This window comes from Pseudomonas saponiphila, from assembly GCF_900105185.1.
Classification (GTDB): Bacteria; Pseudomonadota; Gammaproteobacteria; order Pseudomonadales; family Pseudomonadaceae; genus Aquipseudomonas; species Aquipseudomonas saponiphila.
In genome coordinates, this window is sequence record NZ_FNTJ01000001.1 from 2,139,508 (window position 1) to 2,159,373 (window position 19,866).

The following is a 19,866-nucleotide window of genomic DNA, read 5'->3' on the forward strand; positions in this document are numbered from 1 at the left end:
CCGATGGCACAGATCCCGCTTGGAAGCTTCGGGCGCGCCAATGTGCTACCAGAGGCTGCCCAGAACCGCGTTATCGCGGCGAACCCGGAAGCACAGGCCCGCGCTACGCAGCAGGCCACTGGCGCCGTGATGGGCGCTGCAACTGACTTTCTCCAGCAGCAGCGGCGCGAGGACGAGGCCCTGGCGCGGGTCAAGGCCAGTACGGCGCTTATCGATCGCGAGTCGCAGATCAAGACGATTTCCAGCGACCTGCATGACCAGGTCCGCACTGGCGCGCTCAGTTACGACAAGCTGGAGGAAGCCTATACCGGCGCTGTGTCGAAGCTCGACCCGCTGGAAACACCAGGCTTGAATCCTGCCCAGCAGGGCGAGGTCGGAAACTCGCTGAAGCGCATCCAGAACAGTGGCCTTGACCAGATCAAGGCCATTGCCGTGGGGGCCCGTACCGATGCAGCCAAAGGCGAGCTGGCCACCCGCATGGATTTGCTCGCCAAGGATGCCGCACTGCCGGGGGCAAACGTCGATCAGATCAACGCCAGGATGGATGCCAAAGACGTGGATGTCGCCGGGCACCTTGCTTATGGCGAGATGTGGGCATCCCGAAAGCAGCAGTTCAAGGACGACAATTGGACCACGCAGGCGACCCAGCGGGTTGTGCAGGCGCGGGATGGCTTGGGCGAGCTACATAAAATCGAGCACGACCTCACCGCCGAAGACGGTTTCTACTCCCGCAAGTTGGACCCGGAGAAGCGTAACCAGCTGCTGAACACCGTAACCGGGCGGATCTATCAGGTGAAGGAGCACCAGCAGCGCCAGGCCGAAATGCGTGAAATGAAGGCGGAGCGCACCCTGAATGCGATGGATCGACAGGCCGCCACCGGGGTTCCCCCACCACCAGCACTACAGCAGAAGTGGGCGGCAGCCCTGGCCGGCACGTCCGCGGCTGATGAGTTCAAGCCACGCATGGCCGAAATGATGGAAGTACAAGGCCTGTTGCGCAAACCGATCCTGGAACAGCAGCAGTACCTGGACACCAAGCGTCAGCAGATGGCCGCGAATGGCGGATCTGCCGCCCAGGTTGCGAACCTGAGCCGCCTGCAAACCGCAGTCGACAGCAACGTCAAGATGATGCGAGAGGACCCGCTGACCTTCAATGCCATGCGCACCGGGCAGGATGTTGAACCGCTCGACGTTAGCGGTATTGCCACGCCTGAAGGGCAGGCCCGCCTGGCTGACCAGTTGGCCCACCGCTATGACGTTGTGAACTCTGTTCGCAAGGCCTATGGCCCTGAAGTGGCACGCAGCCCCTGGAAGCCCGGCGAGCAGGCCATGCTGACCGCAATGCTGGCCCAGGCGGACGACGCCACCAAGCTGCAACTGTTCGGCAGCCTCGCCAAGGCCGCACCAACCGGGGCGGACTATGCCGCATCTATCAAACCCCTGGCAGCCGATCAGCCAATCACTGTGATGGCCGGCATGGCTCAGTTCCGCGACCTGAAAGGCGAGGATGGGGCGAGCGTTCCCAAGATGCTGCTGCAAGGCCAGAAGATCCTGGCGGACAAGTCCGTGCTCATGCCGAAGGAGAACCTGCTGCGGGCCGCCTTCGATGAAAAGGTCGGCCAGTCCATTGCCCCCGGCACCCCGCAGCGGGAGCAGGCCTACCAGGGCTTCAAGGCTCTGTATGCCAGTACCGCCAGCGCCGCAGGCAAGACCTATGAGCAAGGCGACGATCTGGACAAGTCCACTACCCAGAAAGCCATCGACATGATCACGGGCGGAATTGCAGAGCATGCAAAGCAGAAGGTCGTTAAGCCCTACGGCATGAGCGACAAGATGTTCAGCAAAACGGTGGACATCGAACTTGAGGGCCTGGCCAAGCGCACCGAGTTTCCGCTCGGACAGCTCGAAGACATGCCGCTGTCGCCGGTACCAGGCAAGGAGGGGCTGTATTACCTGCTGAACGCTGGCCGGGTCCAGGTGGACCCCAAGACCAATGAACCGATGATAGTGAGGGTTAAATGAGCTGGCTTGATGGGATGGTCGACGAAGGGGAAGTGGCCAGCCAGGAACAGCGGCTGGATCGGACAACTGACCGGCTTGCCCCGGGCGCCTTCACTGGCGCCCTCAGCACGATAGGGCCCGGCCTGCTGCGTGGTGCCATCGAGGCGGGGCGAACTGTTCAGACCACAGCCCTGCAGCTGGGTAGCGCGGCCATCGAGTCGGATCTGTCGATGGGCGCCTCGTACTTCCCTGAGTTCGAAGACGGCCAGGTCCAGGCGCAGCGGGAGTTCGGCGAGGGGGAGGCCCGGCGCATAGGTGAGGAAACGGCAAAGTCTGTGATGGATCTGCGGCCAGATCCGACCGAGGTCGGCATGGTGGGCCAAATCCTGGGCGAGGCTGCCGCCGTCTTGCCTCGCGCTGTGGCCGGTACTTTTGCTGCTGGGCCGGTTGGCGCGGCAGTAGCTGCAGGTGCGCCAGCAGGGTACAGCGGTAAGCAGGTGGCCATGGCCGAGGGCATCGACGAAACCACCGCCACCCTCAAGGGCTTGATCGATGCCAGTACCGTGGGGGTTGGTGCAGTGATGCCGGCGGCGCGGTTCGTCGGTCCGGTGATCGGGGATGCAGCAATTGCCGTTGGCGCAAACGTCGGCCTTGGCATGACTGGGCGCGGCGCCACTGGGGCGCTTCTGGAGAGCAACGGCTACCACCTGCAGGCCGAGCAGTACAAGGCCATGGACGGCACGGCCATCTTGACCGACGCGGTGCTGGGTGCCGCGTTCTTCGGCATCGGTCGGGCGGGGATGCGCCGGCCCACGACCGAGCACGTCGACGCAGCGTTGACCGAGCGCACCATTCAGCACGCCGACGTCGACACAGCCCCGGGCGCGCCGATCAACCCACGTTCTGCCGTGGCTCACCAGGATGCCCTGCGCACGGCTATCGATCAGTTGCAGCGCGGGGAGCCGGTGGTGCTGCCTGAAAGCATCCACTCTGCCCAGTTCCTGCGTGCCGCTGACGAGTCGCCGGTCGCGGCCCCAAGCCGTGATATGGCGCTGGCCACCGCCCGCCAGGACCTGGAGCCGACTGTGCGCCTGGAACTGGAACAGGAGGCCGCCGGCATTCTGCCGAACGTGCGCGACGTGAAGACCGAACTGGCTTCGATTGGCCGGAGCCTGGATGCCTTGGACGATTCGTTCAAGGCACGGGCAAAGGAATTCCAGCAGCAGGGCCAGGGCCGCAAGCGAGCCGAGCAGTCAGCCCGGGAGGCCATCGAGGCAGAGCGCCTGGAGCTGAACGACCGGCAGACCTCATTGAACGATGCGCTGAACGGCAACCGTAGCGCCGAGCTGGCCCGCGCCGAGCTGGCCGCCCTGAACCGTGGTGAGACACCGAATCGCTTGCAAGACCGCATGGATGTCAGGGCCGACGCCATTGCGAAGGGCTTCGAGCGCTCCCCATTGGCCGCAGGCGTTGCCGAGGGCAACACCAAGCTGACCATGGCCCAGATTGCCCGCCAGGAGATAACGCGCATCCTCGACGATATCGAGCGCGCCGAACCCACGCTGCAGGCCAAGCCGCTGGAAATCGGAGTACCAAGGCAGGCCGGCAAGCCTGATGTTGTTGCAGCGGAAGGTGCCAAACCTGCAACGGATGCAGGTCATCCCGCAACGGATACCCAGGAATCTGCATCAGCACCTGGCAAAGCCGCAACAGATCCAGAGATCGCTGTCGCCGACGAGATCCTGGCCCGGGCCGAAGATATGCAGCTTCCAACCGGCGCCACGGATGCCGACGGCAATGCGGTCACCGTGTCTGCCCGCGAGCTACTGGCCCAGGCTGATGCCGACATCCAGGCAGCCCACCAGGATGCCCGGGGCTTCGCTGCAGCTGCCGCCTGCTTCCTTCAGCGGGGTTTTTAATGTGGGGGAAAATCACTTTTAAATAGTCGGGAAACCGTCTATCTCCCACCAATAGGCTTGCTCCATCCCCAGAAGGAGCAAGCCCATGCGCCCCGAATGCATCCAGGCCGTCACGCAGGCGATTGGCCGAACCCTCACCCAGCCCGAGATCAAGGGCATCGAAGACCGAGTGCGCCGCAATATGCGGCAACTGGCCCAGACCGACGCTACCTGGCAGTCGAAAACAGCCGCTGACCGCTTGAACGAAGCCGCCGCCAAGTCGGCGCAGGACCTCGTAGCCGAGGCCAACCTCAAGAAAAAGCGCGTGGCGCTGACCATCATGGCTCACGACCGCATCAAGAGTTACATGGCGCGATTCCCGGACCAGCCGCTGGAAGGCCTGGACCGGCTTCTGGCGTTCTCCAGCGACGGGAAAAGCGGCATCCAGTCAATCGAGTCGGCTACCCGAGCCATCCGCGACGACGCTCTGTCGCGGATGCTCGACGTGATCGACCAGACCAAGGGCAAGTTCCTGGGCCTACTCCAGGACCAGCAGGGCAATCTGGCGCTGGTGCGCGAGCTGCACGGCCAGGACAGTGGCAGCGCCGCGGCAAAGGCTGCGGCCAAGTCGTTCAGCGATATCGCCGAGCAGCTGCGCCAGCGCTTCAACCGTGCAGGTGGGGACGTTGGTTTGCTCGATGACTGGGCCATGCCCCGGGACCATTCCCAGGTGAAGGTCGCTCAGAACCGGGCGAAGTGGGTCAACGACCATATCCAGTGGGCAAACCGTTCGAAGTATATGAACGAGGACGGTTCGCCGATGAACGACGTGCAGCTTGCGGACTTCCTCGGCCACGCCTGGCAAACCCTGGCCACTGGCGGCCTGAACAAGCTGCAGCCCGGGGCCGTCGCTGGCAACGGAATGCGGGCCAACCGTGGCAGCGAGTCGCGCCAGATCCACTACAAGGACGCTGAGAGCTTCATCGCCGCGCAGCAGGCCTACGGCGACAAGAACCTGCTGGAACTGCTGATCGGGCACGTAGATCGGGCCGCTCGTGACATTGCCCTGGTAGAGGCCCTGGGCCCAAACCCCAACCACCAGATGCGCTACTGGCTGGAGGAAGGCCAGAAACAGCAGGCGGACAAGGCTCTGGCAATCCCAGGCAAGAAGGGCGAGAAGGCCCGGGGGGCAGTCGAGAAACAGCGCAAGCACATTGAAAGCCTGTATGAGGAAGTGGCCGGCACCCGGGAGCCGCCGGTATCTGCTGCGCTGGCCAACGGGTTTGACACCTACCGCGCCTTGAACGTCGCCAGCCGCCTGGGCTCTGCGGTGATCACATCGATCACCGACCAGGGCACCCTGGGCCTTACAGCTTCAATGAACGGAATGCCGGTAATGCAGGTGTTCGCAAATGAGCTGCGCATGCTCAACCCGGCCAACGCTGCCGACCGTCGCCTGGCGCAGCGTGCCGGCCTGGGCCTGAATCAGCTGATTGGGAGCCTGAACCGCTACGGGGCCGACGGCCTGGGCACCAATGAAGCAATCGCCGGCAGGGTGGCGAAATTCAGCCAGACCACCGCGAGCAAGGTTTTGCAGGCCTCTGGTATGAACGCCTTGACCGCCGGCACGCAGCGGGCTTTCGGCGCGACCATGATGGATACCCTCGGGGATATGTCCCGCCGGCACCAGAGCCTGGCGGCCATGGACGCGGCGGACAGCAAGCGCCTGATCGGCCAGGGGGTCACCGAGACGGACTGGTCAGTCTGGCGCCTGGCCCAGCCCGAGGACTGGCGCGGGGCCGGCGATACTGTCCTGACTGCTGGCAGCATCTACCGCATCAAGGACGCAGACCTGGTGCCGCTGGCAAAGCAGCTCAAGACCACGCCGCAACGCCTCAAGGACCAGGCCGCCACCAAGCTGCTGGGCACCGTGCTGGACGAAACCAACATGGCGATCATCGAGCCCGGCGCCCGAGAGAAGGCGCTGATGCACGGCGGGGTCGAGCGCGGAACCTGGAAAGGCGAGCTGGTGCGCTCGTTCTGGCAGTTCAAGAGCTTCTCCATAGCCATGATGATGCGGCATGCCCGGCGCGGAATGGCCCAGGAAGGCTGGGGCAAGGCCGGGTATCTGGCTGCGCTCACCGCCACCACCACGGTGCTGGGTGGTATGGCCATTCAGCTGGGCGAAATTGTGATGGGCCGAGATCCGAAGGACATCACCAGCGACAAGACCCTTGGCGTCCCGGGCCTGCAGTTCGGCCTGGCCGCATTTCTCAAGGGTGGTTCACTGGGGCTCTACGGCGACTTCCTGTTCTCCAACACCACCCAGGGCGGCCGGTCGTTCGTGGCATCCCTGGGGGGGCCGATAGCGAGTGACATCGATGCATTGTCGCAGCTGAAGGGTAATGCTGCAGAAGGCGACGGCGACAAGGTCGGGGGGAACCTGGTTGCGTTCGCCAAGTCGCACATCCCTGGTGCCAACCTCTGGTACACCAAGGCAGCCACCGACCACCTCATCTTTAACCAGCTGCAGGAATACTTCTCGCCTGGCTACCTGCGGCGAATGAAGCAGCGCGCCCGGAAGGAGTTCGGCCAGTCGTTCTGGTGGGAGCCGGGCGATACCTCGCCAGATCGGGCGCCGAGCTTTGGCGCCGCAGTAGGGGGACGCTGATATGCGAAGCGATCAACTGGACCGCATGCAGAACCTGGCCGAGGACTTGGCCGAAGTTGTGATTCAAGAGGCTGACCCAAAGCAATGGCCTGGGGCAGGAAAACTCCTGGCGGATTTGACCAAAGATGAACGGGGCGACCGCTATTGGTGCAAGAAGAACGCTGCAGCGACCATGACGCTGCTGGTCAAGGTCATGAACATTTGCGGCACGCTGAATCGTGCCGGCGCCCCAGCGCCCAACGAGGAAGAGGAGGGCATGGACAAAGACATTGCCCGAGCCGAGCAGGAAGCCGTCGCGCTGCTGGAGAAGGCGCAGCAGGGTGGTCATGTCCACTGAGCCCAAGCGCCCGTATATCTCCCTGCTGGCGTTCTTCCTCATGTGGGCCCGCCGCATGGGCTGGAAAGTCCCGAACGTGCATGTCCGGGCGTGCCATTGGCTGGAGCACCGTGGAAACCTTGCGGTGCTTCGCTGTTTCCGGGGGTTCGGCAAGTCCACCATCCTGGCCGTGTACAACGCCTGGCGGTACTACCTCGACCCAGCCTATCGAATCCTGCATCAGTCGGAGTCAGACCCTACGGCCTACAAGACCAGCCGCGACACGCAGAATGTGCTTCGCAATCACCCTCTTACTAAGCACCTGCTGCCCGCCGGCCAAGGAACCGTTGAACAATGGTGGGTATTGGGCGCTACGGACCATCGAAATGCCAGCATGTTCGCGAAAGGTATTCTGTCGAACGTCACGTCGGCCCGAGCGGATGAGTGCCAGAACGACGACGTCGAGGTGCCGCGCAATATCCAGACGCCCGAGGCTCGGGAGAAAATGCGATATCGCCTGGGCGAGCAGGTCCACATCATGGTGCCAGGTGCCCGCCAGCTCTACATTGGTACACCCCACACCCATGACAGTCTTTACGACGAGGTCGAGAGCCTAGGGGCTGATTGCCTGACCATCCGCATGTTCGGTCAGGAGCATCGAATTGAGGACGCCAAACTTACCGTCTATGACGTACCGTTCATCCCTGAAATCGTGTTCCAGGGCATTGGCAAAAACTCCCGGCTGATGGTTGCCGGCACCGACTACCAGATCACCAAGACTGGCATAGCCTTCTTCTCTCCACCTGGTGGACTGGTGGACTGCTACGCCGGGTGTGCCTGGCCAGACCGTTTCGACGCTCGGGAATTGGCCGATCGCAGGAAGAAGACCCGCACCATCAACGAATGGGATTCGCAGTACCAGCTGCACTCGAAGCCTGTAACGGAGGTTCGTTTGGACCCTGCCCGCATCATCCCCTACGACGTGCAGCCGACCATGCGCTACGCCAACAACGCGGCGGCCATGTACCTGGGTAGCACGCAGATCGTCGGCGCCGTGGCCTATTGGGACTGTTCCCTGGGCAAGATCAAGTCGGATGCCTCGGCCTTCTCGCTGATCCTCACCGACGCCCGGGGCCAGCTGTACTGGCACCTGGCCGTTGGCCTCACTGGCGAAATCGCAGAGTTCGACGACCGGGACCGGATCATCGGTGGCCAGGTCCACCAGATACGCGAACTGGTCATCAATCATCAGATCCCGCGGGTGATCATCGAGACGAACGGCCCGGGCGGCTTCGCGCCGTCGATCCTCAAGCAAGCCTTGAAGGGCACCGGCTGCGGGGTAGGTGAGGAGCATTCAAGCGCGAACAAGCAGAAGCGCATCCTGGATGCCTTCGAGTCTCCACTGTCGGCCAGGTTCCTGTGGGCCCACGTCGATGTCCTGCGCACGATTTGGGACCAGATGCGCGACTTCAACCCAGCGCTGACCAACCAGGACGACGATTACATCGACTCCGGCGCCGGCGCGATTGCCCAGACCCCAGTGCGGATAGGCCGGATAGTCGGGAAACCGACAGAGGTGCGGCGCGACGATTGGCGACCAAGCGCGGGCACACATGACGTTCAGGTCGACTACTAGCCCGCCTGCACCAGGGGGCAGCATGTCAGTACAACCAGGACCAACCTTCAAACGCTACGCCGCCAATGGCGTAGCCACCGTCTACGCCATTCCTTTCTTGCTGCTCGATGCGGCAGACCTGCGGATCACCCTCAATGGAGCGCCTGTTACTTCAGGGTTCACCCTGACCGGAGTCGGCAATCCCACCAGTTCATGCACATTCTCCGCGGCTCCAAACGGGGATTTGTTATTCCAGCAGGTTATGACCTTTCAGCGCCTGGCCGATTACCAGATGAACGGCGATTTTCTTTCGAAGACGATTAACCACGACTTCGACCGGCTATGGCTCGCTGTCAAGCAGTTGAATCGAGATAGCGGTCGAGCGCTAACCGTCGGAGTCCTTGAGCCAGAGGGCATTCCTTCAATTCCGCTCAAGGCGCTACGCAGCCAGAAGCTTCTGGGGTTCAGTGCTGCGGGCGATCCTGTCGCCTCCAGCTTGACGATCGAGCAGATCGAGCAGCAGCCGGCCCTGGCCCTGGAGTCTGCTGCTGCTGCAAAGGCCTCCGCTGATGCCGCATGGGTAGAAGCGAACAATGCTGCGGGCTCGGCCTCAAGCGCGAACGCTTCGAAGAATGCGGCGGCTGGGTCGGCAAGTGCTGCTGCAGCGTCGGCGAAATCGGCGGCAGACGCCGGCCTGCAGCTCGGCATGTCGGCCTGGGGCTATCGCTTACAGCCGTTTGCAGGGTTTGCCCTTGATGATGGGCAGGAGTTGGACAGGGCGCTGTACCCGGATTTTGCTGCTGCAATCGACTCTGGCCTGTGGCCGCGGGTAACCGAAGCACAGTGGCAGGCCGACCCGAGCGTGCGCGGCTGCTACGTCGCGAACTCAAGCCCGGGCAAGTTCCGCATGCGGGATCTGAACGGCATGAGCCCCGGCAGCGTCGGTGCGACGTTTCTGCGTGGGGGCGGTGCAGCCGGGAATGGCGTTATCCGCCGTGATCAAATCCAGGATCACGACCACGCTGCAACAGCTGGATGGTTTCTTGCTGAGCACCCGCAGTATCCTGCGGCATCGGGCGGCTCCAGTAACCTGAGGGGGGCGTACTTCGCAAACGTGGACCCATCGTCAGGCGCCCTACGCACGTCTCCCGCCCAGGGCAAGACCGGTGGCGCCGTGCGGTTTGGAAGCGAGACTTTCCCTACCCACGCGCAGGGCGGCTGGATGACCCGCCTATTCGGCGTTATCACGCCGCTGGGGGCCGCTGAGGCGAATTCCCTTGCCACTTCCTACGCCGCGATGAAGTCGGATATCGACAACAAGCTGACCCCTCTGTGGAACAACCGACTGAAAACGAAGCGATATGGCATATACACGCTGTGGACTGGAAGCTCCGGCAACGGCAGTCTGATCGCCCTGAATGATGACGTGTGGAACTATGAAACGTTCGTAACGGTTTATTCCGGGGGGTCAAACCTGATGACTGTCAACGGCCTCCGAGAGCTGGCTGAGTTCCCGGCAGGAACCACTATGTATATCGGGTCCAGCACTGGAAATTGGACCGTCTGCAAGTTCGAGGACACGGGTGCCACGCGCCGCCTTCTACGTGCTGTGCAATACAGTGGCAATGGTTGGATCAACTTGTACGGCACTAAGCTCACAGAGTGAGTCACCTGGCCCGGGCCGGCGGTTGTATCTGCTTGCGCAGATCCTCGTTGGCCCTGTCCTTTGCTCTGCCCAGCAGTTCCAGGTCGCGGACCTGCTGACGCAGTCGCGCCGCTTCTCCCGAGCGCTCACGAAGCCGGCCCAGGGCTTCGTCGCGGTCCCGCTCTGTCTGGGCCTGCATGTTGACCAGTTTGAAAATGTTCTCACGGGCGGCGCGGAGCTGCTGATTCAGCTCAGCAATTTCGTTTTCGAGCAGCAGGATGTGCTGCTTGCTGGTTTCAAGGGGCGTTGGTATGCCCAGCCAATCGTCGGCGTCTTCAGTGTGCACGGTACTACCTCGAATCCAATGCTGTATGTACATACAGTAATCGAGGTTTCGAGGGGCGGCGATTCAAGGCGACGAGCTGCAGCCGCATAATCGGCGAGCTGTCGGGCGGGGTAGGTCATTGATCAGGAAGGCAAAAAATGCGAGCGCCAGATTCGAAGCCGTGTAGAATCGCGCCAAGTTTGAGCGTTGTTGCTCTGGTCCAGCGTCAGCAAATCAGTACAGCAGGTAGTACGCTGGCCAGTGTCGCTTTCTACTAAGCCTTGTGTGGCAAGGGTTTCGAGCCTAGATTCGGTTCTCTTCGTCCGCACCATTAAAGTAGCTAGTTAATAGCAGATCACGGCGCAGCACCTGAAAGGGGCTGCGCCGTTTTCGTTTCTGGATTCGATGCTGTGTTTGGTCGCATTGTAGTGGGCTGGCCGGTGGTGCCAGATCCGCTCTTGGTCGTCAGGTGTTTGAATTCGGCTGTTGGCTGGTGTCTGTCAGTGGTGGTCTGGTCGATCCCTTCTATATATAGAAGGATTGGTTTAGAGCACCTGGCTGGATTTGTAGTAATTGCTCTCATGGCGAGGCTCAACCTTTTGTCCCCGCCTTCACATTGTCGGTCGTATTTCACCCTTTTTCAGTATGGTGACTTCTTGAGTTTGACCCACTAGAATGCATGCCCTTGATTCTGGGGTCGGAAAACGGCCGGCTAACGTCTGTGCAACGAGGAATATCCATGCAAGTTTCTGTTGAAAATACTTCTGCTCTTGAGCGCCGCATGAGCATCACCGTGCCGGCTGAGCGCATCGAGAGCCAGGTCAACAAGCGTCTGCAGCAGACTGCCCAAAAGGCCAAAATCCCAGGCTTCCGTCCTGGCAAGGTTCCAATGAGCGTGATTCGTCAGCGTTATGAGGCTGACGCGCGTCAAGAAGCAGTAGGTGACGTGATCCAGGCTTCTTTCTATGAAGCTGTTGTTGAGCAGAAGCTGAACCCAGCCGGCGCTCCTTCGGTCGAGCCTAAAGTGCTGGAGAAGGGCAAGGATCTGGAATACGTTGCCACTTTCGAAGTTTTCCCAGAGTTCACCGTTGCCGGTTTCGAAAACATCGCTGTTGAGCGCCTGAGCGCTGAAGTGGCTGATGCCGACCTGGACAACATGCTGGAAATCCTGCGCAAGCAGAATGTTCGCTTTGAAGTGGTTGATCGCGCTGCGCAGAACGATGATCAACTGAACATCGATTTCGTTGGCAAGGTCGACGGCGAAGCTTTCGCAGGTGGCTCGGCTAAGGGCACTCAGCTGGTGTTGGGTTCCGGTCGCATGATTCCTGGTTTCGAAGACGGTCTGGTTGGCGCTAAAGCTGGCGAAGAGCGTGTTCTGAACCTGACCTTCCCTGAGAACTATCAGAACCTGGATCTGGCCAACAAAGCCGCCGAGTTCACTGTTACTGTCAACAGCGTTTCCGAGCCTAAGCTGCCTGAGCTGACCGAAGAGTTCTTCGCTCAATTCGGGATCAAGGAAGCAGGTCTGGATGGTTTCCGTGCCGAAGTTCGCAAGAACATGGAGCGCGAACTGCGTCAGGCTATCAAGTCCAAAGTGAAGAATCAGGTTATGGACGGTCTGTTGGCCTCCAACCCGATCGAAGTGCCGAAAGCGCTGCTGGACAACGAAGTTAATCGTCTGCGCGTTCAAGCTGTTCAGCAATTCGGTGGCAACATCAAGCCTGATCAATTGCCGGCTGAGCTGTTCGAAGAGCAGGCTAAGCGCCGTGTGGTGTTGGGTCTGATCGTCGCTGAAGTGGTTAAGCAATTCGACCTCAAGCCTGATGAAGCCCGCGTTCGCGAGCTGATCCAGGAAATGGCTTCGGCTTATCAGGAGCCTGAGCAAGTCGTGTCCTGGTACTACAAGAACGAGCAGCAGTTGAACGAAGTCCGTTCTGTTGTGCTGGAAGAGCAAGTTGTGGATACTGTTCTGCAGAAAGCTAGCGTGACCGACAAATCGGTCTCTTACGAAGAAGCGGTCAAGCCGGTAGAAGCACCTCAAGCCGACTGATCCTTTTTTCGTTCGAAGCACACACCATAAGCCAGCCTTCGTGCTGGCTTATGCGTATTCAAGACATGACTATTTGGGAGTGACTGCAGGACATGTCCCGCAATTCTTATTATCAGCAGAGCTCTGACATCCAGGCCGCAGGCGGCCTGGTCCCGATGGTTATCGAGCAGTCCGCCCGTGGCGAACGCGCCTATGACATTTATTCGCGCCTCCTGAAGGAGCGAGTGATCTTTCTGATTGGCCCGGTAGAGGACTACATGGCCAACCTGGTTGCGGCGCAACTGCTGTTCCTTGAAGCGGAAAACCCGGACAAGGACATCCATCTCTACATCAACTCGCCAGGTGGCTCGGTGACTGCTGGCATGTCGATCTACGACACCATGCAATTCATCAAGCCTGACGTTTCGACGATCTGCATCGGTCAGGCATGTAGTATGGGGGCGTTCCTGCTCGCTGGCGGTGCCGCGGGCAAGCGCCATTGCCTGCCTAACTCGCGGATGATGATTCACCAACCGCTCGGCGGTTTCCAAGGCCAGGCGTCGGATATCGACATTCATGCCAAGGAAATCCTGCACATTCGTTCGCGCCTGAACTCGCTGCTGGCTCACCATACTGGTCAGACCCTTGAAACCATTGAGCGTGACACTGAGCGTGACAACTTCATGAGCGCCGAGCGCGCCGCGGAGTACGGTCTGATCGACTCCGTGATCAACAAGCGTCAAATGCCTGCCTAAGCAACTCAAATGTAGGCGGCTTATTTAACTGGCCGCCTGCGGACTTGAAAAAGCCCGCAATTGCCTTCATCTTGTGTTGCAAGCCTATCGGATTTGGATCGATCGAATGACTGACACCCGCAACGGCGAGGACAACGGCAAACTGCTTTATTGCTCCTTCTGTGGCAAAAGCCAGCATGAAGTACGCAAATTGATTGCCGGCCCCTCGGTCTTTATCTGCGACGAGTGCGTCGACTTGTGCAATGACATCATCCGTGAGGAGGTGCAGGAGGCACAGGCCGAAAGCAGCGCGCATAAATTGCCTTCGCCTAAAGAAATCAGCGGCATCCTTGATCAGTATGTGATTGGTCAGGAGCGTGCGAAAAAGGTTCTGGCGGTAGCGGTATACAACCACTACAAGCGTCTGAATCAGCGTGACAAAAAGAACGACGATGTCGAACTCGGCAAGAGCAATATCTTGCTGATCGGGCCTACAGGTTCGGGTAAGACGCTTTTGGCGGAAACCCTGGCTCGTCTGTTGAATGTGCCTTTCACCATTGCCGACGCAACCACCCTGACCGAAGCCGGTTATGTAGGTGAGGACGTTGAGAACATCATTCAGAAATTGCTGCAGAAGTGCGATTACGACGTAGAAAAAGCTCAGATGGGCATTGTCTACATCGATGAGATCGACAAAATTTCCCGCAAGTCTGATAACCCTTCGATTACTCGGGATGTTTCCGGCGAGGGCGTTCAGCAGGCTCTGTTGAAGTTGATCGAGGGTACGGTCGCTTCCGTTCCTCCTCAAGGTGGTCGTAAGCATCCGCAGCAGGAGTTCCTGCAAGTCGACACTCGCAACATCCTGTTTATCTGCGGCGGCGCTTTCTCGGGTCTGGAGAAGGTTATCCAAAACCGCTCTACCCGTGGCGGCATTGGCTTCAACGCCGAAGTTCGCAGCAAGGAAGAGGGCAAGAAGGTCGGTGAGTCCCTGCGTGAAGTTGAACCTGACGATCTGGTCAAGTTCGGTCTGATCCCGGAGTTCGTCGGTCGTCTGCCGGTTCTTGCGACGCTGGATGAGCTGGACGAGGCTGCCTTGATTCAGATTCTTACTGAACCGAAGAACGCCCTGACCAAGCAGTATGCAAAGTTGTTCGAGATGGAAGGTGTGGACCTGGAGTTCCGTACTGACGCATTGAAGTCGGTCGCCAAGCGAGCACTTGAGCGTAAGACTGGTGCGCGTGGTCTGCGCTCGATTCTCGAAGGTGTTCTACTCGATACTATGTATGAGATCCCCTCGCAATCCGAGGTGAGTAAAGTAGTGATCGATGAAAGCGTTATTGAAGGCAAGTCCCAGCCACTGTACATCTATGAGAACAGTGAGCCGACGGCCAAGGCTGCTCCAGACGCGTAAGTGTCGTGGTGTTGCTTAAAAGAAGGGGCCTTCGGGCCCCTTTCCTTTTAGCGTCTTTAAAGTGCTGTCTTTAAGCTTGTTTTTTTTGCAGGCAGCCCCCATCTTGGTTTCAAGCTTACTTCCATCTGTTTACGGCCGTACGGCCGCCGTAGAGGCGAAATCATGAAGACAACCATCGAATTGCCTCTCCTGCCATTGCGTGATGTCGTGGTTTATCCGCACATGGTTATCCCGCTGTTCGTGGGGCGCGAGAAGTCGATCGAAGCCCTTGAGGCAGCGATGACGGGCGACAAGCAGATTCTTCTGCTGGCACAGAGAAACCCTGCTGATGATGATCCCGGTGAAGATGCACTCTATCGCGTAGGTACCATTGCGACTGTCTTGCAGTTGCTCAAATTGCCTGATGGCACCGTCAAGGTGCTGGTCGAAGGCGAACAGCGCGGCGCTGTGGAGCGCTTCAGTGAAGTTGATGGTCACTGCCGTGCTGAAGTCTCTCTGATTGAAGAGGTCGACGCTCCTGATCGTGAGTCAGAAGTGTTCGTCCGCAGTTTGCTGTCCCAGTTCGAGCAGTATGTGCAACTGGGCAAGAAAGTCCCGGCCGAGGTGTTGTCTTCTCTCAACAGCATCGACGAGCCAAGTCGCCTGGTAGATACCATGGCGGCGCACATGGCTTTGAAGATCGAGCAGAAGCAGGAAATCCTCGAGATCATTGATCTGTCAGCCCGAGTCGAGCATGTCCTGGCATTGCTGGACGCCGAGATTGATCTGCTGCAAGTGGAAAAGCGCATTCGTGGCCGCGTCAAGAAGCAAATGGAGCGCAGCCAGCGTGAGTACTACCTGAACGAGCAGATGAAGGCCATTCAGAAAGAGTTGGGTGATGGTGACGAAGGCCACAATGAAATCGAAGAGCTGAAGAAGCGCATCGATGCCGCCGGCCTACCCAAAGATGCCATGACCAAGGCTCAGGCCGAGCTGAACAAGCTCAAGCAGATGTCACCGATGTCTGCCGAAGCCACTGTGGTTCGCTCCTACATCGACTGGTTGGTGCAGGTGCCGTGGAAGGCTCAGAGCAAGGTGCGTCTGGACCTGGCTCGTGCCGAAGATATCCTCGATGCCGACCACTATGGTCTGGAAGAAGTCAAAGAGCGGATTCTCGAATACCTCGCCGTACAAAAGCGGGTTAAGAAGATCCGTGGTCCGGTGTTGTGCCTTGTCGGGCCTCCAGGGGTGGGCAAAACCTCCCTGGCCGAATCGATCGCCAACGCAACCAATCGCAAGTTTGTGCGCATGGCCCTGGGTGGTGTTCGGGATGAAGCGGAAATCCGTGGACACCGTCGGACTTACATCGGTTCGATGCCGGGAAGATTGATTCAAAAAATGACAAAGGTGGGTGTACGCAACCCACTGTTCCTGCTTGATGAAATCGACAAGATGGGCAGTGATATGCGCGGTGATCCAGCCTCTGCCTTGCTTGAGGTTCTGGATCCCGAGCAGAACCATAATTTCAACGACCACTATCTGGAAGTCGATTACGACCTTTCCGATGTGATGTTCCTGTGCACCTCCAACTCGATGAATATCCCTCCGGCGTTGCTGGACCGGATGGAGGTGATTCGTCTGCCGGGCTATACCGAGGACGAGAAGATCAACATTGCGATCAAGTACCTGTCGCCCAAGCAAATCCAGGCCAACGGTCTGAAGAAGGGCGAGCTGGAATTCGATCCGGATGCGATCCGCGACATCATTCGTTACTACACCCGCGAAGCCGGTGTGCGTGGGCTGGAGCGCCAGATTGCCAAGGTCTGCCGCAAGGCGGTGAAAGAGCATGCAATGGAAAAACGCTTCTCGGTGAAAGTGACTTCCGAGTTGCTGGAACACTTCCTTGGTGTGCGTAAATTCCGCTACGGCTTGGCAGAGCAGCAAGATCAGATCGGCCAGGTAACGGGGCTGGCCTGGACTCAGGTCGGCGGCGAACTGCTGACCATCGAAGCTGCTGTGGTGCCGGGCAAGGGCCAGTTGATCAAGACTGGTTCCCTGGGCGATGTCATGGTCGAGTCGATCACCGCAGCATTGACCGTGGTACGCAGCCGGGCGAAGAGTTTGGGCATTCCCCTGGACTTCCACGAGAAGCGCGATACCCATATCCATATGCCTGAAGGGGCAACCCCCAAAGACGGCCCTAGCGCAGGCATAGGCATGTGCACGGCGCTGGTTTCCGCATTGACCGGGATCCCGGTACGGGCTGATGTGGCGATGACTGGTGAAATCACTCTGCGTGGTCAGGTGTTGGCCATCGGTGGTCTGAAAGAGAAACTACTCGCAGCTCATCGGGGTGGAATCAAGACAGTGATCATTCCTGAAGAGAATGTTCGCGATTTGAAAGAAATTCCTGACAATATCAAGCAGGATCTGCAGATTAAACCGGTTAAATGGATTGACGAAGTCCTGCAAATTGCGCTGCAATACGCGCCGGAGCCCTTGCCGGATGTGGCTCCCGAGATAGTTGCAAAGGACGAAAAACGCGAGTCTGACTCTAAGGAAAGAATTAGCACGCATTAGTACGCATTAGCCTGGGGGGCTTCCTTGACAGCTTTTTAGAGCCCTTGTTATAAAGCGGCTCTTAAGTGTCTGTAGGCCATTCAGCACTCGTTTTTGCTTTCACCAAAAAACTTAGAATCATACTCATAGATATATAAGGGGACTTAGAGTGAACAAGTCGGAACTGATTGATGCTATCGCTGCATCTGCTGATCTCCCGAAAGCTGCTGCTGGCCGTGCGCTGGACGCAGTAATCGAATCCGTTACCGGCGCTCTGAAGGCCGGTGACTCTGTTGTTCTGGTTGGTTTCGGTACCTTCTCCGTAACTGATCGTCCAGCTCGTATCGGCCGTAACCCACAGACCGGTAAGACTCTGGAAATCGCCGCTGCTAAAAAGCCAGGTTTCAAAGCCGGTAAAGCACTGAAAGAAGCCGTTAACTAAGTTTCTTCAGGGTCTTTGCCCATCCGGGTCGGGGTCATGCCTGATCTGGCAGCGGGGCGCCAGTTGACCGATGCACCATCGGTTTACGCAGAGGGTTGCAGATTCGACTCTCGTCCGCTCCGCCAGTTACGAGAAGGCGCATCCTCGGATGCGCCTTTCTTCTATCCGGATTCTACCCACGCTCCACGGCTGCTCAAATTGAATTACGGCCGTTTTTGGGGGACGTATGCTGCAGAATATCAGGGACAATTCACAAGGCTGGATTGCCAAAACCATCATCGGGGTCATCGTCGCGCTTCTGGCGTTGACCGGTTTCGATGCCATTTTCAAGGCCACTACCCATAACCAGGACGCGGCCAAGGTCAACGGCGAGGAAATCACTCAGAACGAGTTGAGCCAAGCCGTCGACATGCAACGCCGTCAGTTGATGCAACAGTTGGGCAAAGACTTCGATGCCTCCCTGCTGGATGAGAAGATGCTGCGTGAAGCCGCTCTGAAAGGGCTGATCGATCGCAAGCTGTTGCTGCAAGGGGCGAAGGATTCCAAGTTCGCATTTTCCGAAGGCGCACTGGATCAAGTGATCCTGCAGACACCTGAGTTCCAGGTGGACGGCAAATTCAGCCCCGAGCGTTTCGACCAGGTCATCCGTCAACTGGGTTACACCCGTCTGCAATTCCGCCAGATGCTGGCTCAGGAAATGCTGATCGGCCAGGTACGTGCCGGTCTTGCCGGCAGCGGTTTTGTGACCGACGCCCAGGTGCTGGCCTTCGCACGTCTGGAAAAGCAGACCCGTGATTTCGCCTCCCTGACCATCAAGGCCGATCCGGCGGCAGTCAAGCTGACCGACGAAGAGGTCAAGGCCTACTACGATCAGCACGCCAAGGAGTTCATGACTCCTGACCAGGTGGTCATCGATTACATCGAGTTGAAGAAGGCCGCATTCTTCGACCAGGTCAGCGTCAAGGACGAAGACCTGCAAGCGCTGTATCAGAAAGAAGTCGCCAACCTGTCCGAGCAACGTCGTGCCGCGCACATCCTGATCGAAGTCAACGACAAGGTGAACGAGGCTCAGGCCAAGGCCAAGATCGAAGAAATCCAGGCTCGTCTGGCCAAGGGTGAAAGCTTCGAGGCACTGGCCAAGGAGTTCTCCCAGGATCCAGGTTCGGCCAATAACGGCGGTGACCTGGGCTACGCCGGCCCAGGTGTTTATGACCCGATCTTCGAAAAAGCGCTGTATGCGCTGAACAAGGATCAGGTTTCGGCGCCGGTACGTACCGACTTTGGTTTCCACCTGATCAAGCTGCTGGGCATCGAGGCACCGCAAGTGCCGAGCTTCGCCAGCCTCAAGGACAAGCTGACCCGCGATCTGAAAACTCAGCAGGTCGAGCAGCGTTTTGTCGAGGCCACCAAGCAGCTTGAGGATTCGTCGTTCGAGGCATCCGATCTGGCTCAGCCGGCTCAGGATTTGAAACTGACTGTTCACACCTCCGCGCCGTTCGGCCGCGAGGGCGGTGATGGCATCGCCGCCAACCGTAACGTGGTGCAGGCTGCTTTCAGTACCGAGGTTCTCGATGAGGGTGCCAACAGCACCGCTATCGAACTGGATCCAGAAACCGTCGTGGTGCTGCGTGTCAAAGAGCACCACAAGCCCGAGCAACTGCCGCTGGAAGGTGTTGCCACTGCCATTCGCGCGCAATTGGCCAAGGAGCACGCCAGTGCTGCGGCCAAGACCAAGGCCGAAGAACTGATCGCCAGCTTGCGTGATGGCAAGACCGCGCTGAACAAGCCGGTGGACGGTCAGAGCTGGAAAGTCATGCAAGCCGTGACTCGTGGCCAGGACGGTGTCGATCCGACCGTACTGCAGGCGCTGTTCCGCATGAGCAAGCCCGAGTCCAAAGACAAGCCGACCTTCACCAGCGTGACTCTGCCCAACGGCAACTTGCTGGTGCTGCAACTCAACAGCGTCAACGAAGCTGCCGCGCCGACCGAGGAAGAGAAGGTTCAATACCGTCGCTTCCTGGCCTCGCGTATCGGCCAGCAGGACTTCTCTGCTTATCGCAAGCAGTTGGAAAACCAGGCGGACATCAAGCGTTACTGATGCCTGATCTGCTGTGTTGAAAAAGACCCCGTCCGCAAGGCCGGGGTCTTTTTTTTGGGGCGGATCAATCTTGGGTGACGACGGTTTTCCAGCAGTTGCGCGTATGCCGGTTACCACCAGCGGCCACTCCTAGTGAGCCGGCG

13 protein-coding genes are annotated in these 19,866 nt (G+C 59.1%); 12 read left to right on the forward strand and 1 reads right to left on the reverse strand.

Annotated elements, in window-relative coordinates; translation table 11 throughout:
• Positions 1-3: 3 nt before the first annotated feature.
• The 6 genes from BLV47_RS10100 (at position 4) to BLV47_RS10125 (ending at position 10,167) form a co-directional block, all read left to right on the forward strand.
• The gene (locus BLV47_RS10100) at positions 4-2,022 is read left to right on the forward strand and encodes a hypothetical protein (protein ID WP_092312874.1); all 2,019 of its coding nucleotides are present in this window, start codon (positions 4-6) and stop codon (positions 2,020-2,022) included.
• Complete coding sequence (locus tag BLV47_RS10105; RefSeq protein ID WP_092312877.1) at positions 2,019-3,920, forward strand: hypothetical protein; 1,902 nt, start codon at positions 2,019-2,021, stop codon at positions 3,918-3,920. Before BLV47_RS10100 ends, BLV47_RS10105 begins: the two co-directional genes overlap by 4 nt.
• Positions 3,921-4,005: 85 nt before the next feature.
• Complete coding sequence (locus BLV47_RS10110; RefSeq protein ID WP_092312880.1) at positions 4,006-6,570, forward strand: hypothetical protein; 2,565 nt, start codon at positions 4,006-4,008, stop codon at positions 6,568-6,570.
• Between the two features lies 1 nt (position 6,571).
• A complete protein-coding gene (locus tag BLV47_RS10115) occupies positions 6,572-6,907 on the forward strand; it encodes a hypothetical protein (RefSeq protein ID WP_092312883.1) in 336 nt (111 codons plus the stop codon).
• A complete protein-coding gene (gene terL / locus BLV47_RS10120; protein WP_092312886.1) occupies positions 6,897-8,522 on the forward strand; it encodes a phage terminase large subunit in 1,626 nt (541 codons plus the stop codon). Before BLV47_RS10115 ends, terL begins: the two co-directional genes overlap by 11 nt.
• 22 nt (positions 8,523-8,544) lie before the next feature.
• Positions 8,545-10,167: a hypothetical protein gene (locus BLV47_RS10125; RefSeq protein WP_092312889.1), complete on the forward strand. Its 1,623-nt coding sequence runs from the start codon at positions 8,545-8,547 to the stop codon at positions 10,165-10,167.
• 1 nt (position 10,168) lies between these two features.
• Here BLV47_RS10125 and BLV47_RS10130 read toward each other — a convergent pair whose 3' ends face one another.
• Complete coding sequence (locus tag BLV47_RS10130; protein ID WP_092312892.1) at positions 10,169-10,492, reverse strand: hypothetical protein; 324 nt, start codon at positions 10,490-10,492, stop codon at positions 10,169-10,171.
• A 718-nt stretch (positions 10,493-11,210) separates the two neighbouring features.
• On the opposite strand from BLV47_RS10130, the gene tig reads away from it, so the two are divergent.
• The 6 genes from tig (at position 11,211) to BLV47_RS10160 (ending at position 19,723) form a co-directional block, all read left to right on the forward strand.
• Positions 11,211-12,521 (forward strand): trigger factor, encoded by a 1,311-nt coding sequence (gene tig, locus BLV47_RS10135; protein WP_092312895.1) that lies wholly within the window; start codon positions 11,211-11,213, stop codon positions 12,519-12,521.
• A gap of 92 nt (positions 12,522-12,613) precedes the next feature.
• Positions 12,614-13,255, forward strand: coding sequence for an ATP-dependent Clp endopeptidase proteolytic subunit ClpP (gene clpP / locus BLV47_RS10140; RefSeq protein WP_044464003.1), 642 nt, complete (start codon positions 12,614-12,616; stop codon positions 13,253-13,255).
• A 106-nt stretch (positions 13,256-13,361) separates the two neighbouring features.
• Positions 13,362-14,645 (forward strand): ATP-dependent Clp protease ATP-binding subunit ClpX, encoded by a 1,284-nt coding sequence (gene clpX / locus BLV47_RS10145; protein WP_016965273.1) that lies wholly within the window; start codon positions 13,362-13,364, stop codon positions 14,643-14,645.
• Positions 14,646-14,807: 162 nt separating this feature from the next.
• Positions 14,808-17,204 (forward strand): endopeptidase La, encoded by a 2,397-nt coding sequence (lon, locus tag BLV47_RS10150; RefSeq protein ID WP_092312898.1) that lies wholly within the window; start codon positions 14,808-14,810, stop codon positions 17,202-17,204.
• A gap of 148 nt (positions 17,205-17,352) precedes the next feature.
• Positions 17,353-17,625, forward strand: a complete 273-nt coding sequence (locus BLV47_RS10155) for an HU family DNA-binding protein (protein WP_011062271.1) — start codon at positions 17,353-17,355, stop codon at positions 17,623-17,625.
• Between the two features lie 226 nt (positions 17,626-17,851).
• Positions 17,852-19,723, forward strand: coding sequence for a SurA N-terminal domain-containing protein (locus BLV47_RS10160; protein ID WP_092312901.1), 1,872 nt, complete (start codon positions 17,852-17,854; stop codon positions 19,721-19,723).
• Positions 19,724-19,866 lie beyond the last annotated feature (143 nt).

Bases quoted from the DNA above. Each gene is read 5' to 3' on its own strand.
- BLV47_RS10100 (WP_092312874.1), top strand. From the start codon at position 4: ATGGCACAGATCCCGCTTGGAAGCTTCGGGCGCGCCAATGTGCTACCA.
- BLV47_RS10105 (WP_092312877.1), top strand. From the start codon at position 2,019: ATGAGCTGGCTTGATGGGATGGTCGACGAAGGGGAAGTGGCCAGCCAG.
- BLV47_RS10110 (WP_092312880.1), top strand. From the start codon at position 4,006: ATGCGCCCCGAATGCATCCAGGCCGTCACGCAGGCGATTGGCCGAACC.
- BLV47_RS10115 (WP_092312883.1), top strand. From the start codon at position 6,572: ATGCGAAGCGATCAACTGGACCGCATGCAGAACCTGGCCGAGGACTTG.
- terL (WP_092312886.1), top strand. From the start codon at position 6,897: ATGTCCACTGAGCCCAAGCGCCCGTATATCTCCCTGCTGGCGTTCTTC.
- BLV47_RS10125 (WP_092312889.1), top strand. From the start codon at position 8,545: ATGTCAGTACAACCAGGACCAACCTTCAAACGCTACGCCGCCAATGGC.
- tig (WP_092312895.1), top strand. From the start codon at position 11,211: ATGCAAGTTTCTGTTGAAAATACTTCTGCTCTTGAGCGCCGCATGAGC.
- clpP (WP_044464003.1), top strand. From the start codon at position 12,614: ATGTCCCGCAATTCTTATTATCAGCAGAGCTCTGACATCCAGGCCGCA.
- clpX (WP_016965273.1), top strand. From the start codon at position 13,362: ATGACTGACACCCGCAACGGCGAGGACAACGGCAAACTGCTTTATTGC.
- lon (WP_092312898.1), top strand. From the start codon at position 14,808: ATGAAGACAACCATCGAATTGCCTCTCCTGCCATTGCGTGATGTCGTG.
- BLV47_RS10160 (WP_092312901.1), top strand. From the start codon at position 17,852: ATGCTGCAGAATATCAGGGACAATTCACAAGGCTGGATTGCCAAAACC.